Source organism: Pseudomonas sp. CAN1 (genome assembly GCF_030462585.1).
Taxonomy (GTDB): Bacteria; Pseudomonadota; Gammaproteobacteria; order Pseudomonadales; family Pseudomonadaceae; genus Pseudomonas.
Map to the genome: position 1 here is coordinate 43064 of NZ_JASMRU010000019.1, position 16112 is coordinate 59175.

General features: G+C 64.1%; 12 protein-coding genes and 1 pseudogene. 8 read left to right on the forward strand and 5 right to left on the reverse strand.

Going from position 1 to position 16112, the window contains the following annotated elements; translation table 11 throughout:
- The first annotated feature begins 25 nt into the window (after nucleotides 1–25).
- The 3 genes and pseudogenes from QO207_RS21655 to QO207_RS31545 all read left to right on the forward strand — a co-directional run bounded on the left by QO207_RS21655 (nucleotide 26) and on the right by QO207_RS31545 (nucleotide 3029).
- Nucleotides 26–1414, forward strand: a complete 1389-nt coding sequence (locus tag QO207_RS21655) for a DUF1254 domain-containing protein (protein WP_301534348.1) — start codon at nucleotides 26–28, stop codon at nucleotides 1412–1414.
- A gap of 167 nt (nucleotides 1415–1581) precedes the next feature.
- Nucleotides 1582–2604, forward strand: a pseudogene (locus QO207_RS31540) (PucR family transcriptional regulator ligand-binding domain-containing protein); the annotation flags it as partial.
- A 296-nt stretch (nucleotides 2605–2900) separates the two neighbouring features.
- The gene (locus QO207_RS31545; RefSeq protein WP_367620482.1) at nucleotides 2901–3029 is read left to right on the forward strand and encodes a hypothetical protein; all 129 of its coding nucleotides are present in this window, start codon (nucleotides 2901–2903) and stop codon (nucleotides 3027–3029) included.
- A 57-nt stretch (nucleotides 3030–3086) separates the two neighbouring features.
- Here the strand turns inward: QO207_RS31545 and QO207_RS21665 are convergent, their stop codons facing one another.
- The 5 genes from QO207_RS21665 to QO207_RS21685 form a co-directional block, all read right to left on the reverse strand.
- The gene (locus QO207_RS21665) at nucleotides 3087–4598 is read right to left on the reverse strand and encodes a CoA-acylating methylmalonate-semialdehyde dehydrogenase (protein ID WP_301534350.1); all 1512 of its coding nucleotides are present in this window, start codon (nucleotides 4596–4598) and stop codon (nucleotides 3087–3089) included.
- A gap of 88 nt (nucleotides 4599–4686) precedes the next feature.
- Entirely contained in the window at nucleotides 4687–5037 is a 351-nt protein-coding gene (locus QO207_RS21670; RefSeq protein WP_301534351.1) for a cupin domain-containing protein, read from the reverse strand.
- A gap of 12 nt (nucleotides 5038–5049) precedes the next feature.
- Entirely contained in the window at nucleotides 5050–6432 is a 1383-nt protein-coding gene (locus tag QO207_RS21675; protein WP_301534352.1) for an FAD-binding oxidoreductase, read from the reverse strand.
- 70 nt (nucleotides 6433–6502) lie between these two features.
- Nucleotides 6503–7897 carry an amino acid permease gene (locus QO207_RS21680; RefSeq protein ID WP_301534353.1) on the reverse strand — a complete coding sequence of 465 codons (1395 nt, stop codon included), beginning with the start codon at nucleotides 7895–7897 and terminating at the stop codon, nucleotides 6503–6505.
- Between the two features lie 220 nt (nucleotides 7898–8117).
- Nucleotides 8118–9008, reverse strand: coding sequence for a LysR family transcriptional regulator (locus QO207_RS21685; protein WP_301534354.1), 891 nt, complete (start codon nucleotides 9006–9008; stop codon nucleotides 8118–8120).
- Nucleotides 9009–9112: 104 nt separating this feature from the next.
- Here QO207_RS21685 and QO207_RS21690 point away from each other — a divergent pair, with 104 nt between their 5' ends.
- The 5 genes from QO207_RS21690 (at nucleotide 9113) to QO207_RS21710 (ending at nucleotide 15921) form a co-directional block, all read left to right on the forward strand.
- Nucleotides 9113–10087, forward strand: a complete 975-nt coding sequence (locus QO207_RS21690) for a DMT family transporter (RefSeq protein ID WP_301534355.1) — start codon at nucleotides 9113–9115, stop codon at nucleotides 10085–10087.
- A 36-nt stretch (nucleotides 10088–10123) separates the two neighbouring features.
- The gene (locus tag QO207_RS21695; protein ID WP_301534356.1) at nucleotides 10124–10450 is read left to right on the forward strand and encodes a gamma-glutamylcyclotransferase; all 327 of its coding nucleotides are present in this window, start codon (nucleotides 10124–10126) and stop codon (nucleotides 10448–10450) included.
- A 121-nt stretch (nucleotides 10451–10571) separates the two neighbouring features.
- Nucleotides 10572–12944, forward strand: a complete 2373-nt coding sequence (locus QO207_RS21700) for a type VI secretion system Vgr family protein (RefSeq protein WP_301534357.1) — start codon at nucleotides 10572–10574, stop codon at nucleotides 12942–12944.
- 23 nt (nucleotides 12945–12967) lie between these two features.
- Complete coding sequence (locus QO207_RS21705; RefSeq protein ID WP_301534358.1) at nucleotides 12968–15376, forward strand: M23 family metallopeptidase; 2409 nt, start codon at nucleotides 12968–12970, stop codon at nucleotides 15374–15376.
- Nucleotides 15373–15921 carry a hypothetical protein gene (locus tag QO207_RS21710; protein WP_301534359.1) on the forward strand — a complete coding sequence of 183 codons (549 nt, stop codon included), beginning with the start codon at nucleotides 15373–15375 and terminating at the stop codon, nucleotides 15919–15921. Before QO207_RS21705 ends, QO207_RS21710 begins: the two co-directional genes overlap by 4 nt.
- Nucleotides 15922–16112 lie beyond the last annotated feature (191 nt).

A 16112-nucleotide genomic window follows, 5' to 3' on the forward strand; every position in this document is an offset into this window, starting at 1 on the left:
AAGAATCCGCACAAGGAGCAAACGCATGGCCCTGAGTAAGAAAACCCGCCTGGCCCTGGGCATCGGCGCCGCCCTGGTTGTTGCCGGCGGGCTCGCCGCCAATACTGTCATCCACCAGGCCAAGGAGACCGCCGAGGCCTACCTGTACGGCTACCCGCTGGTGATGATGGAGGTGACCAAGCAGCACCAGATGCTGATCGGCACCAGCGCGATGAACCACTTCAACCACAGCAAGCGTTTTCCCGACCCCGGCTTCAACGGCGTGGTTTCGCCCAACGTCGACACGCTCTACAGCATCAGCCACTTCGACCTGCGCAGCGAACCCCTGGTCCTGGAAATCCCCGACACCAGCGGGCAGTTCTACATGATGCAGATCCTCGACGCCTGGACCAACGTCACCCTGAGCCCCGGCACCCGCACCATCGGCAGCCACGCCAAAACCTACTTGATCGCCGGCCCCGGCTGGAGCGGCGAAGTCCCCGCCGGCATGGAGCTGGTGCACGTGCCGACCCGCCTGGCCTGGATGATCGGGCGCATTCGCAGCAGTGGCGAGGCGCAGTACCAGCAGGTCACCGCGCTGCAGGAAGGCTTCAAACTGACCCCGCTGAGCACCTGGCAAGGCAAGGCCGGCGCCCAGGCTGCGGCGGTGGCGCTGGTCAACCTGCCGACCCTGGGCAAGAGCCCCGCGCCGGATCGCCAGGTGGCGTCCTGGAGTCAGGAGCAGTTTTTCAACACCTTCTGCCAACTGCTCAAGGACAACCCGCCGGCCGCCGCCGACGCGCCGATGATGGAACGCATCAAGGCCATCGGCGTGCTCGGCACTGACTGCAAGCAGGACCTCTCGCCGCTGCAGAAACTCGGCAGCGCCATCGGCTACCGCAAGGTGGTGGAGGCCATCGACAACAGCCAGCAGTTCCTCGAACGCCTGCCGACCCAGAACGGCTGGCGCATCGCCTACGACATCGGCCAGTACGGCACGCGCTACGACCAGCGCGCGGTGGTGGCGAAGATCGGCCTGGGCGCCAACCTCGCCGCCGACGCCATCTACCCCAACCTGTGGAAGGACCAGGACGGCCAGCCGCTCAGCGGCGAGCACCGCTACGTGCTGCACTTCGCCAAGGACCAGCTGCCGCCGGTGAAGGGCTTCTGGTCGCTGACGCTGTACAACGCCAAGCAGTTTCTCTCCGACAACCCGCTCAACCGCTACGCCCTGAGCGACGGCGACCCGCTGCACTACAACGCCGACGGCTCCCTCGACCTCTACGTGCAGCACGCCAAGCCCGAGCAAGCCCAACAGAGCAACTGGCTGCCGGCGCCGGAGCAGGGATTCAACCTGTTCCTGCGGCTGTACTGGCCGCAGCAGGCGGCGCTGGACAAGCAGTGGATTCCGCCGGCCATCCAGCGCCTGCCCTGAAGCTGCCCCGCACCTGCCCTGAAGCTGAAGCTCCACCGCCGCCCGCCAGCGATGTGGCGGGCGGCCCTTGCGCCGGTTCCACGACCGGCGCTTTTTTTCCGTCCCTTGATCCAGCCGCAGCGTTTGCCAGTAGCATGGGCGACGGAACAATCGCGGACGCTTTGCCCATGCTGACGGTACAGGACCTCATCGACATCGAAGCGCTGAAACTGCAGGCGCTTGCCGGCCAGAGCGGCACCAGCCGGCTGATCACCTGGGCGCATGCGGTCGACCTGCCGGACCCCTGGCGCTGGATCTCTCCGGGCGACCTGGTGATGACCACCGGCCTTGGCCTTCCTGCCGGCGCCGAGGATCAGGTGAGCTGGCTGGAACAGCTGGTGCAGAGCAATGCCAGCGCGCTGGTCTACGCCCCCCGCGAAGGCGCGCCGAAGCTTTCCGCCAAGCTGCTGAAGGCCGCCGACCGCCTGCTCTTCCCGATCCTGCGCGGCAGCTTCGAGCTGGAGTTCAACAAGCTTTCCCACCACGTCATCGAGAGCGTGCTGCAGGCCCAGCGCGAGCGCTTCAATGCCAGCGAGCGGCTGTTCCAGACCTACGCCGAGGCGCTGCGCAAGGAGCCGGAAATGGCCGGGCGGCTGTCGATCCTCGCGGCGACCCTGGATCTCAATCTGGCCATCGAGGATGCGGTCAGCGGGCAGACCGTGGTCGAGTCTCGCACGGCACGGCAACCGGCTGCGCAGCAGGTCGAACGCATCCCCATCGGCGGCCGCACACGGGCCAATCTGGTGCTCGCGCGCAAGGGCGAACGCACGCTGGACGACCCCATCCTGGTGCGCTCGCTGGTCGGCCTGCTGGGCGTCGAGCTGGAGCGCCTGATGATCCACCGCGACACCCAGCGCGAAGAAGGCGCCGCGCTGCTGCGCAGCCTGCTGGCGAGCGAAACCGAATTCACCCTGGCGCGCCCGCTGCTGGAACAGCGCGGGCTGGTCGGCAGCCTGGTGTGCCTGGCGATCAGGCCGGGCAGCCGTGGCCCGTGGAGCGCCGAGGAGCTGCACCAGGCGCCCGCGCTKCAACGGGCCAGCCCGCTGCTGCTTAGCGACAACGGCCTGCTGCTGGCGATCAGCCGCGACGACAGCGCCATTTTCGACGCCCTGCGCAGCAACCTCGGCGAAGGTACGGTGATCGGCGTCAGCGGTGCTATCGCAGCGGCCACGGGCTTCCGCGAAAGCGTGCGCCAGGCGCGCCTGGCGCTGACCCAGGCGCAAGAAGTCGAGGCCGGCGTGCTGCGCTACGGCGAGGCGGAAACCGGGCTGATCATGGCGCCCAAATCCCTGGCCGAAGCCCGCGCGCTGGTCGGCCGCTACCTCGGCCCGCTGATCGAGCACGACCGCACGCAAGGCGCGGAACTGCTGAAGACGCTGCTGACCTTCCTGGAGAACGACGCAACTGGAAGGCTGCCGCCTTCGACCTGGGCATCCACCGCCAGACCCTGGTCTATCGCCTCAAGCTGGTGGAACAGCTCATCGGCATCAAGCCCACCACCACCCAGGGCATCGCCCGCCTGTGGATCGCCATCCAGGCCGGCAAGAACACCGAGCTGTTCGACAGCCTGGGCTGAATGCACAGCGGCCCCGTACCGAGGTACGGGGCCGCTGTCAGTTAGCCGCCAACTGCATCAATTGCTGGTCGGCATGGCGAACTCGGCGCCCTTGGCAATCGCCTGCGGCCAGCGCTGCATGATGCTCTTCTGCTTGGTGTAGAAGCGCACGCCCTCCTCGCCGTAGGCATGCATGTCGCCGAACAGGCTCTTCTTCCAGCCGCCGAAACCATGCCAGGCCATGGGCACCGGGATCGGCACGTTGATGCCGACCATGCCCACCTGGATGCGCCGGCCGAACTCGCGGGCGACGTGGCCGTCGCGGGTGTACAGGCTGACACCGTTGCCGAACTCGTGGTCGTTGATCAGCTGCACCGCTTCGGCGAAATCCTTCACGCGGAGGCACGCCAGCACCGGGCCGAAGATTTCCTCCTTGTAGATGCGCATGGCCGGGGTGACGTTGTCGAACAGCGTGCCGCCCAGCCAGAAGCCGTCGCCGCAGCCTTCGCCGGCCACTTCACCGTTGAAGCCGCGCCCGTCCACCAGCAGCGTTGCGCCCTCTTTCACGCCCTGCTCGATATAGCCGGTGATGCGCTCCAGGGCCGCGCGGGAAACGATGGGGCCCATCTCGGCGTCGAGGTTGGTGCCGTTGAGCACCTTGAGACTGCGGGTGCGCTCGATCAGTTTCGGCATCACTTTTTCGGCAGTTTCGTCGCCGACGAACACCGCCACGCTGATCGCCATGCAGCGCTCGCCGGCCGAGCCGTAGGCTGCGCCGATCAGCGCATCTACCACCTGATCGATGTCCGCGTCGGGCATCACCACCAGGTGGTTCTTCGCCCCGCCCAGGGCCTGCACGCGCTTGCCGTGGCGCGCGCCGGTCTCGTAGATGTGGTTGGCGATCGGCGTGGAGCCGACGAAGGAAATCGCCTGCACGTCCGGATGCTCCAGCAGCGCGTTGACCGCCTCCTTGTCGCCCTGCACCACGTTGAATACGCCATCGGGCAGGCCGGCCTGCTTGAGCAGCTCGGCGATGAACAGGCTCGGGCTGGGGTCGATGGGGCTCGGCTTGAGAACGAAGGTATTGCCGGTGGCCAGGGCCACCGGGAACATCCACATCGGCACCATCACCGGGAAGTTGAACGGGGTGATACCGGCCACCACCCCCAGCGCCTGGCGCAGGGTCCAGTTGTCGATGTTGGTGCTGACCTGGTCGGTGAAGTCGGTCTTCAGCAGCTGCGGAGCGCCGCAGGCGAACTCGACGATCTCGATGCCGCGGGTGACTTCGCCCTGGGCGTCGGTGAACACCTTGCCGTGCTCGGCGGTGATCAGCCGGGCCAGGTCGTCGCGGTGCTCGTTGAGCAGCGCCAGGAAGCGGTTGAGGATGCGCGCGCGGCGCAGCGGCGGCAGGTTGCTCCAGGCCGGAAACGCGGCCTTGGCCGAGGCCACGGCGGAATCCACATCGGCATGGCTGGCCAGCTGTACCTGGCCGGTGACCACGCCGGTGGCCGGGTTGTAGACCGGCAGTTGCTGGCCACTGGTGGACGCGACCTGGGCGCCGGAAATCCAGTTGAGGATGGTTTGGGTCATTGCGATGTCTCGATCAGGGGGCGCACAGCGTGGCGCCCGGACTATCAGGGTCGGCGGAGGTGTTCCCCCGCCGGTGAAGCGGCCTCGATCAGTAGATCGCGTAGACCTTGCGCACGGTTTCCAGCACGTCCCAGCGACCGCTCCAGCCCGGCGGCAGGATGATCAGGTCACCGCCAGTGACCTCGACCTTCTCGCCGGTGGCGTCGTCGGTGAGCTGCGCGCGGCCGGAGATGATGTAGGTGAACTCGGTGTCCGGGCGGTTCAGCACCGGCCAGCCGCCGGGCTGGCATTCCCAGACGCCGAGGTTGCCGGTGGCCTCGGGCGCCAGCTGCTGGATGGCGATCTGCGGATCGCCGCGGTCGGCGCCGGCGCGCTGGCCGGCCTTGACCAGCGGCAGCGAGTGGATGGCGGCGGACTTGATGATCGTGAAAGTGGTCACGGCGTACTCCTGTTAATGCGCACCGGTGAGCTTTTCCAGCAGCATCGCGGTGCGGGATGGACGATGGGTGATGCGTTCTTCGATGTCGCTCAGGGAGGCGGCGGCAAGGCCGCTGTTGACCCCCAGCCAGCGCAGCGGCTCGGGCTCCCAGGACGGCGAACGGTGGTTGACCAGCGGCAGGTGGTTGATTGCCTCGTCGCGACCCTGGATCAGGTTGCGCAGGATGCGGCCGGCCAGGTTGCTGGTGGCGACGCCGTCGCCGACGTAGTTGCCGGCCCAGGCGATGCGCCGGGTGCGGTCGATGCTCACGGTCGGGCACCAGTCGCGTGACACTCCCAGCGCGCCGCCCCAGCGATGGGTGATGCGCGCGTCACGCAGCGCGGGGAAGAACTCCAGCATCGTCTGGTGGATCTTGCCGTGGATGCTGTCCACCAGGTCGGCGTCCTCGGTGATCCGCGAGCCCCAGCGATACGGCGCGCCGCGCCCGCCGAAGACCAGCCGGCCCTCGGCCGTGACCTGGCCGTAGACGCGCAGGTGGCGCATGTCGTTGAACGCCAGGCGGTGGTCGAGGTTGAGCTGGCGGCGCAGTTCCAGCGGCAGCGGCTCGGTGGCCAGCACCAGCGAGTACAGCGGAATGACGAAGCGCGAGTAGCCGGCCTGCTGCGAGGTGAAGGCCTCGGTGGCGCGCACCGTGAAGCCGGTCTTGAGCGAGGCGCGCTCGGTGCGCACGACGCCCGGCGCCATCTCGATCACGGCGGAATGTTCATGGATGGTCGCGCCCATCTTCTCCACCAGCCGCGCCAGGCCACGCACCAGCTTGCCGGGATGGATCAGCGCACAATGCTCGGTGTAGAGCCCGCCGAGGGTGCCTTCGGCGCCGACCCGCGCGCGGGTCTGGCTGGCATCCAGCGCCTGCCATTGCTGCGGCAGGCCGAAGCGCGCGGAAGCCGCCACCGCCGCCTGCACGCGCTTGAGCTGCGGTGCGCTGCGGGCCAGTGAGAGGAAGCCCTGCTTGGCGTAGTCCGCCTCGACGCCTTCCAGCGCCAGTACCCGGCCGATCTCGTCGACGGTTTCATTCATCGCCTGCTGCAGCTGCAGGGCGGCGTCGTGGGAATACATCTGGGCGACGCGATCCAGCGAGATCGGGAAGATCGCCGAGGCCCAGCCGCCGTTGCGCCCGGAGGCGCCGAAGCCGACTTCGCGCTTCTCCAGCAGTACGACGCGCAGGGACGGGTCGCTCTTGAGCAGGTAGTACGCCGTCCACAGACCGGTGTAGCCGGCGCCGACGATGACGACATCGGCCTCGCCGGCGCCCTCCAGCGGCGCGCGGGACGGGCCCTGCTCGAACCACAGGGGCTTGTTGGGTAGCTGGGTCAGATCGATTCTTGCGTTCATGAGGTTGGCTTCCGGTTGACGGCCATGGAACAGGGTTTGGATCGGCGGCGAACGGGCTTTGCGCGGCGGGTTACGCGGCGCTGCGCGCCGGCAGTGTTGCGTCCGGCTGGCGGCTGCGGGACAGGCGCACCAACGCGTAGGAAGCGGCAATCGCGGCGATGGCGATCAGGCACTGCAGCAGGCTGATCTGCATGCCCGGGTCGAAGGCCATGCTCACCAGCACCGCGATGATCGAGGCGGTCACCAGCAGCGGCAGCCAGGGATGGCCCCACATGGCGAACTTCAGGTTGCCCTCGGCCACCCAGCGCCGGCGCAGCTTCAGCTGCGACAGGCAGATCACCAGGTAGACGAAGAGGAACACGGTGCCGGAGGAATTGATCAGGAACTGGAACACCGTGTCCGGCCAGAGCGCGGCGATCACCACGCAGCCGTAGCCGACGAGGGTCGAGGCGATCACCCCGCGCACCGGCACGCCTCGGCTGCTGACGCCGGCGATCCAGCGCGGCGCCTCGTTGTTGGAGGCCAGCACGTAGAGCAGGCGCGACGAGGTGTAGAGCCCGGCGTTGAGCACCGACAGCACCGCCACCAGGATCACCGCGGTGAGCATATGGCCGGCGCCGGGGATGCCGATGTGTTCCAGGGTCGCCACGAACGGCGACTTGCCGGCCTTGATCTCGGTCCAGGGCTGCGCCACCACGATGAAGAAGGTCGCCAGCACGAAGAACACCAGGATGCGCAGCATCACCGTGTTGACCGCCTTGCGGATATTGCGCGAGGGGTCTTCGGACTCGGCGGCGGCCAGGGTCGCGACCTCGACGCCGGTCATCGAGAAGATCACCACCACCACGCCGGTGAACAGCGAGGACACGCCGTGGGGCAGGAAGCCACCGTGCTCGGTGAGGTTGCCGAAGCTGGCGGTGGAGTTCGGCCAGAGGTGGAGGGCGTAGGCCCCGGCGACAATCAGGAAGACGATGATCGCCGCCACCTTGATGCCGGCGAACCAGTACTCGGCCTCGCCGAAGGAATGCACCGACATCAGGTTGAGCAAGGTCATGCCGACCATCAGTCCGAGGGCGATGACCCACACCGGCAGATCGGGGAGCCAGCCGTTGATGATCTGCCCGCCGACCACGGCCTCGAAGCCGACCACGATCACCCAGAAGTACCAGTACAGCCAGCCGGTCATGTAGCCGGCCGAACGGCCGAAGGCCATGCGCGCGTAATCGACGAAGGAACCCTTGGCCGGATGCGCGGCGGCCATTTCGCCGAGCATGCGCATCACCAGCGCAACGATGATTCCGGTGATGGCATAGGTAATGAAAGCGCCGGGCCCGGTGGAGGCGATCACCGCGCTGGAGCCGACGAACAGCCCCGCACCGATGACGCCGCCCAGGGCCAGCATGCTGATGTGTCGCGTCTTGAGGGCACGCTTCAAGCGCGGGTCGTGCTCTGTCTGAATAGGCACTGGCTGTCTCCTTTTATTATTAGTGATCAACGCCGCCAGCCCGGAGATTAGGGACGCCCAGCCGGGCTGAACATCGACCAAATCCAAGCTGGGAGGGGTGGCGCTGTACAAATGTATGAAGGAGGTAGCGGCAGGCTGCAGGCGGCAAGCTGCAAGTGAACAGCGAGGAGCGGAGCGAAGAGCTGGAGCGGTTGCGCCGGGGAGAAAGGTCGAGAAGGCGTTAGCGGCCTTCGCCGATCAGGTAGGTGACCAGTTGGCGGGCGTGGGAAGACAAGGCGTCCCAGCTCGGCACGCAGATGCGCAGTTCGCGGGTGGCCCAGGCATCTTCCAGGGCGACCACCGCCACCGGCAGCTCCTGCGCCATGCGGGTGGCGGCGGCTTCCGGCAACATCGCCACGCCTACCCGCTGCGCCACCAGTTGGGCGATGGCGTCGAAGCTCGGGGCGCGCACGCGCACCTTCAGCGGCATGGAGTTGCGCACCGCCATCGCCTCGACGAAGCGCTGCATGGCACGTTCGGCCGGCAGGCAGACGAAGGGGAAGCTCAGCGCGTCGCGCAGGCTCGGCAGGCGCTGCTCGCTCAGCGGGTGGTCCTGGGGCACCAGCAGCACCAGCTTGTCCTGGCGGAACGGCAGCGACAGCAGGCCGGCGGTGGGCAGGTTGCCGTCGTAGACGCCGATATCGATGGCGCCGTCCTGCACCGCGCGCAGCACGTCGCGGCTGTTCTGCTCGATCAGTTGCAGGTCCACCTCCGGGTAGTCCGCCAGGAACGGCCCCAGCGCGGTGGGCAGGAAGGTGCTGTTGGCCACCGTCGAGGCGCCCAGGCGCAGGGTAATGCGCCGCTCGCCCTTGAGCTCCTGCAGGGTGTCGGTGWGCTGACGGGCCTCCTTGAGCACGCGCTGGCCGGCCTCCAGCACCAGGCGCCCGGCCGGGGTCAGGCTCATGCCGTCGCTGTGCCGGGCGAACAGCGCCAGCCCGCAGCGCTCCTCGAACAGGCGCAGGCGATTGCTCGCCGCCGAAACCGCCACAGGCACCGAGGCCGCCGCCTTGCTCAAGCTGCCGGTGCTGGCAATAGCCGCGATGAGGCGCAGGTCGGCGAGATCGAAATGCACTTGGCGTTCTCCGAAAGTGAAAGCCATGTTCGCCAAACTGGGATTCTAGCGGCGCGGCCTTCTCTCTAGAATAAAGCCTTTCCCCTGCCTTGCCTGCCTGTCCCATGAACAAACTCAGCTCCCTGTACCAGCGCAGCCTGCAGAACGGCGTGCTCTTCGCCGTGCTGTCCGCCACCGGCTTCAGCCTCAAGGCCGTCTTCGTCAAGCTGTCCTACGCCGCCGCTTCGGTGGACGCGGTGACCGTGCTGGCGATCCGCATGGGCCTGGCCCTGCCGCTGTTCCTCTGGCTGCTGTGGTTCAGCCGCGGCCCGGAGCAGGCGCGCCTGTCCCTGGGCGATGGCGCACGCATCCTGCTGCTCGGGATGGTCGGCTACTACCTGTCGAGCCTGTTCGACTTCTACGGCCTGGAATACATCAGCGCCGGCCTGGAGCGGCTGATCCTGTTCACCTACCCGACGCTGGTCCTGCTGCTGCAGATGGCCATGACCCGCGAACGCCCCAGCTCGCGCACCCTGGCGGCCATGGCGCTGTGCTACCTGGGCCTGGGCATCGCGCTGGTCCACGACATCCGCGTGGAAGGCAGCGGCGGGCAGATCATGCTCGGCGCCATCTGGGTCTTCGCCAGCGCCGTCACCTACGCGATCTACTACATCGGCACCGCCGCGGTGATCCAGCGCGTCGGCTCCATGCGCCTGTCCGGGCTGGCCGGCATCACCTCCTCGGTGATGGTGCTGATGCACTACGCGGTGAGCGGCGACTTCCACCAACTGGCCACCCTGCCCGGCTCGGTGTGGCTGTACGGCGGCCTGATGGCGCTGATCTCCACCGTGCTGCCGATCTACTGGATGGCCCTGGCGATCCAGCGCATGGGCGCCACCCACGCCGCGGCATTCGGCAACCTCGGCCCGGTGCTGACGGTGTTCGCCTCCTGGGCGCTGCTCAACGAAGCCATCTCGGTCTACCAGATCGCCGGCCTGGCGCTGGTGCTCTTCGGCGTGTCGCGCCTGTCCGGCGGCAAGGCCAAGGCTCCAGCCCCGGCCAAGCAGCCGGCGCCGGACAGCCAGGCCGCCAACGGCTGAATCCCCCTTCCCCACTTGCAAGGAGCCGCGCCCAGCATGACCGACCGCCTCTTCGTCTACGGCACCCTCGGCCCCGGCCGCCCGAACGAACACGTGCTGGCGCGCATCGGCGGTACCTGGCTGGAAGCGCAGCTCAAGGGCGAACTGATCCAGGCCGGCTGGGGCGCCGGCATGGGCTTTCCCGGCCTGGTCATCGACGCCGACGGCGAGATCATCCGCGGCCACGTATTCCAGTCCGAGCACCTCGCCGAACACTGGGACGCGCTGGACCGCTTCGAAGGCGCCGAATACCAGCGTGTGCTGACTGCGGTCACCCTGGTCGACGGGCAGCAGGTCCAGGCGTACGTCTATGCGTTGCGCTGAGCTGGATCCACGCAGCTCTGCCGGTCTGGCGACAGATCGGACGGACTTTCCAGACGTGTCTGAATGACAGGACGGCGGCCTAACTGGTGGGATCGTCGTTCTTCTGGAACGGACGCCCGCCATGCTCATCAACGCTGCCCACCTGTTCTTCGATCACAGCCGCCACAGCCTCAAGGTCAGGGACGTTGACGCACCGCTCGACGTGCTCGCCTTCGCTGGTGAAGAAGCCCTCAGCCAGCCCTTCACCTATCGCATCGAATTCACCAGCACCGACCGCGACCTCGATGCCAACGCCTTCCTCTGCAAGGACGCCAGCTTCAGCCTGCGCGCGGCGCCTGAGCAGTTGGGCATCCCCGGCTACACGCCTGCGGTTGCCCCGCCCCTGCGCACCCTGTACGGCACCATCAGCCACTTCGCCCTGCTGTCCGTTTCGCGAGATGAGGCCCGCTACGAAGTGCTGCTGGAGCCCCGCGTCAAACTGCTCGACCGCGGCCGTCAGTTCCGTATCTACCAGAACCAGAGCGTCCCGCAGATCGTCGAGCAGGTACTGCGGCGCAACGAGTTCGAGGGGCAGGATTTTCTCTTCCAGCTGACCCGCGACTACCCGCAGCGCGAACAGACCATGCAGTACGGCGAGGATGATCTCGCCTTCATCCAGCGCCTCGCCGCCGAAGTAGGCATCTGGTACTGCTTCAGCATGGACGAGCGGCTGCGCATCGAAGTGCTGGAATTCCACGATGACCAGCGCCACTACCAGCCCGCGCCCCTGCTGCCCCTGCGCTCGCTGTCGTCGCTGGAAGCCACCGGCCAGGATGCCGTGTGGAACCTGCAGAGCAGCCATGAGCTGGTACAGCAGCAGGTCAGCAATCGCGCCTATTACTACCGCGATGCCGCTGCGCAACTGGACGCCAATGTGGACCTGCTGAAGTCGCCGAAAACCACTTACGGCGAGGCCTATCACTACGGCGAGCCGCACCAGAAACTCGGCGACGCCTACGCCCAGGATGAAGACCTGGAAAGCGAGAGCGGCTACTTCTACGCGCGCCTCGCCCACGAGCGCTACCTCAACCAGCGCACGCGCCTGAGCGGCTCCACGAGCAGCCCTACGCTTCTCCCCGGCCACGTACTGAAGGTCGATGGCGCAGAAAGAAGCTTCGCGCCCGGCGCGGTCATCGTCCGCCTGCGCAGCAGTGCCGCCCGTGATCGCAGCTTCGAGGTGAGCTTTGAAGCCATCCCCTACGACGAACAGATCTGCTTCCGCCCCGAAGTACCGGCGCGGCCGGTCATCGCCGGCACCATCCCCGCCCGCGTCACCAGTCCCGAGCCCAACGACCTGTACGGCCATATCGACATGGAAGGCCGCTACAAATGCCACTTCCTGTTCGACCGCGACACTTGGCCGGCCGGACGGGAAAGCATGTGGCTACGCCTGGCAAGGCCCTATGGCGGTGATACCTACGGCCTGCACTTCCCACTGATCCAGGGCACCGAAGTACGGATCGCCTTCGAGAATGGCGACCCCGACCGCCCCTACATCGCCCACGCGATTCACGACAGCCAGCACCCTGACCACGTCACCCTGAAGAACTACAAGCGCAACGTCCTGCGCACGCCGGCCAACAACAAGCTGCGCCTGGACGATTCGCGCGGAAAAGAGCACATCAAGCTCAGCACCGAATACAGCGGCAAAAGCCAGCTCAACCTCGGGCATCTTGTGGACGCCCAGCGCGAACAGCGCGGGGAAGGTTTCGAGCTGCGCACCGATGGCTGGGGCTCGGTGCGAGCCGGCAAAGGCGTGTTCATCAGTGCCGATGTGCAGCCCGGCGCGCAGGGCCAGGTGCTGGCCATGCAGGAAGCGCTCGACCGGCTCAAGCAGGCTGGCGCGGAGATACAGAAGCTCTCTGCCGATGCCGAAACCGCCAAGGCCGATCCGGCAAATGTGCTGGCACAGATCGCGTTCATGAACGAACAGCTCAACCAGATCGAAGGCGCCGTCGCCCTGCTCAGCGCCCCACAAGGCATCGCCCTTACCAGCGGCCAGCACCTGCAACTGGCCGCCCAGCAGAACCTGATGCTCAACGCCGGCGCCGAGGCGGATATCAGCGTGGCCAAGCGCCTGTTCGCCGGCATCGGCGAAGGCATGAGTCTGTTCGTCCGCAAGCTCGGCATGAAGCTCTTTGCCAACCAGGGCGCGGTCAGCATCCAGGCGCAGAACGACAAAATGGAGCTCACCGCCCGCCAGGCCGTGGACATCGTCAGCACCGAAAACGAAATCCACATCACCGCCAAGAAACGCATCGTCATCAACGCCGGCGGCAGCTACCTGCGCATGGATCAGCACAGCATCGAATACGGAACCCAGGGTGACCACCTGATCAAGTCGGCGCATTACGAGTATCGAGGGCCGGCCAGCCTGCATCCGGACATCCCGTTCCTGCCGCGCGAATCCACGGGCGAAGCGAAGAAGAAATCCCGCTACCCGCTGTCACTCTGAACCTGGGCAAAGGAAGCCTGCACATGATCATCAGTCCTCCCTTCATCCCCGCCCCGGTGGCCGGGGAAACCGACGAAGCCTTCGTTGAGCGCGCCATGCCCGGCGGCAACCTGGGCGATGGCGCCTTCCCCCTGAGCTTCGACCTCAACTGGCATGGCGGCCTGCATCTGCGCGCCCCGCAGGAGAACGGAAAGAACCTGCCTGTCCGCGCGATTGCTGACGGAACGCTCGCGTACTTCCGCGCCCCAACCGCCAAGAGCACCGAAGAAACACACGCGCTGAACTACCGCACGGACAGGAGTGTCGGCGACGGCTGGACCGACAATGGCTGCATCGTCCTACGCCACGAAACCGAAATCGGTGAAGGCGCACGCAGCCAGGTGGTGTTCTATTCGATCTACATGCACCTGTCGAAAATCAACATCGCCAACCCGCAGCTCAAGCAGCGCATCTACCGCAAGGACAGCATCGGCGAGGTCGGGGAAATCTACGGCAGTGCCGGCAAGATTCACTTCGAGATCATCGCCAGCGACACCCAGGTCGAGCACCTGACCGGCCGCAGCACCGGGGGCCTGGACTACCGCACCGGCGATGGCCGCACCGATAGCTGCTGGGGCGACATGTACTTCTACGTGCCCAGCACCCTGCACGGCTTCGCCGCGCCGCCAACCAACTTCGCCTCGCCCACCACCACGGGCACCGCTGCCTTCAGCTTCCCCACCCTGCCGGAAGGCTGGCTGACGCCAAGCGGAAGTCCCAGCGGACTCGCCATCACCACCACCCAGATCGATGGCTACCGCCCGGAAATGGTCAAGCAGATGCAGCAGGGCCTAATCGTTCGCATGCGCTACGACAGAGGCCAGTGCCAGCTCACCACCTACCACCTGACCGGCGAACTCATCGGTAGCCAGAACGAAGACACGGACTTCGAATACAACCTCTACACCACCGCCACCCGACGCTATCCCGCCTGCCCCAGTGCCGGTTATGAACTGCTGCGCTTTGGCCGCATCCTGGGGCCAGACGCTCTCCAACCGGCCAACGCCGCACACTGGCGGAGGATCAGCCTGCCGCCGCGCACCGAGACAGGCGAAGCGGAGCGTCACGCCTGGTTCAACCTCAACGCCCCCGGCGTGACCCGCTTCAGCGATGCCGACTTCCCGCACTGGATGGGCTGGCGCCTGATCGATGACGACGACGACTCCGACAGCCACTGCCAATCCGAATACATCCGCACGCTACTCGAACCGCCAAGCCCCTATACCAACCCACCGCCTCGCCAACCCGATGCCGCCAGCATTGCCATCTCTCCTGCGTACGACACGATGACCGCAGGAGATCAGCGGCGGCTTTCCGAACAGTACGTGCTTGACCATGAGCGAAACGCAACCCGGCTATCCGATGCGGGAAATCAGGAAAAACTCAGGCGTCTGATCTGCAAATTCCCCACCGAATGGGCGCGCGATGATTTCGACACGCGCTATGGCTGGTTAAAGAAGGTCGCGGCGGATGGGCCAATGTCGGAGGATGACTTCAAGGAGCTTGAGGAGCATCACAAAGCGTTGGCGTTTTGGGAAGAAGCCAATTTAGCGGATATAGAAACAAAGCATTGGCACTTTCCACCATACAACTTCATTTCCATCTATAGAAAATGTGGATGGCTGAGCTCCCCAGAACTGGCGCAGTGCATCCCTAGGCATGTCGTCGAGCAAACGACTAGCGAAGGACAGATTGTCTATCCAAAATCAAAAATAAACTGGGCAACCGCCTTATCCAGAGCAGATAGATTCAAGATCGCCACCAACAATATCTTTAGAAAATACACCATATCCTCAAGCAAGCTAAGGATGTGCTATTTCTTAGAAAACTCCATCCAAGAAACCACATATCTCTCAAGAACCGCAGAGGGTGGCGGGCCTTCACTCTCATATGCACCATGGTATGGACGAGGAATGATGCAACTAACATGGGAGAAAAACTACAAACTATATACTGAGTTCCGTACCGGCCACCAAACTCCAACTTTCAGAGCAGAACTGGAGAGCAGCTTAGTTCACGCCTCGGAAAGTGCGGGCTTTTACTGGGTAAGCGTGGCAAAAGGACCTAACCTTGCAGTTTGTCTGAACAGATTCGCGGACACTCCACCTATTTTAATTCAGCAAACACTTCAAAACGTCTGCACAGATTACAATTACACAACTAAGACATGCTCAGTTTCACTCAGCAGCACCAAATACTACACATGCCAACAGCTAGAGACAGTTGCAAGAGGAGTAAACACAGGAAACCCAAACAGCACCGGAACAGTAAATGGATTAGTCCCTCGCCGAGTGGTTTTTGCAAGCTGCCTATTAACACTAACCGAAATGAACTTCCCAGACGGAAATAGCAACTCAATGTACCCAGGAATAATAATCAGGCAAACACCATGAAGCACTTACCTATAATTGCTATCGCACTTACCCTCCCACAAACAACACTAGCACTGGAGTGCATGGAAAAACAAAAAACCTATCAAGTCCTGAAATGTGAGGATCAAAAATTATGCGTCATAAATAATGAAAAAAAAAGTATAGTCGACCAAAAAATATCAGACGAAGACAACATTGCTTGCATCGATGTAAATTTTGACGGATATCAAGACATCATCGTAACTCACCCACCGTCAGGGCAGATTCAATTATCGTCTGTATTCATATACGACAATAGAAATGAACAATTCAAGAAAAATGAAGAGTTAAGCAAGTTACCTTGTTTGAAAATAGATAAATCCAAGAAGCTAATCTCTGGAACCTGCTTTTCATCAAGCAACTGTGATAAATGGATAGAACAGTATAGATTCAAGCCCAATGGAAGATTGCAGATCACAAAGACCAAAGGTACATACTGCGATCCGACTACCGGAGACGCATTCAGCTACACCGAAACCTATGAAAACGGGAAAGTATTTAAAAAGCAAGTAAAAAAACTAGATTAAAAAATTGACAATTTTTCTTTACAAACTCAATTTATGAAATATTACACCCCAGCCCTAGGGCAGAAAACAAATCTGTCCCCTTTCCTAATAAAGGGCCCCAACATGAACGGATTGGCAGACCGATCCACTGCAAACAAAAATGCAATTATAGTGCTATCGGTTACGCCTAGATTCGAGGCACCTAACGGATC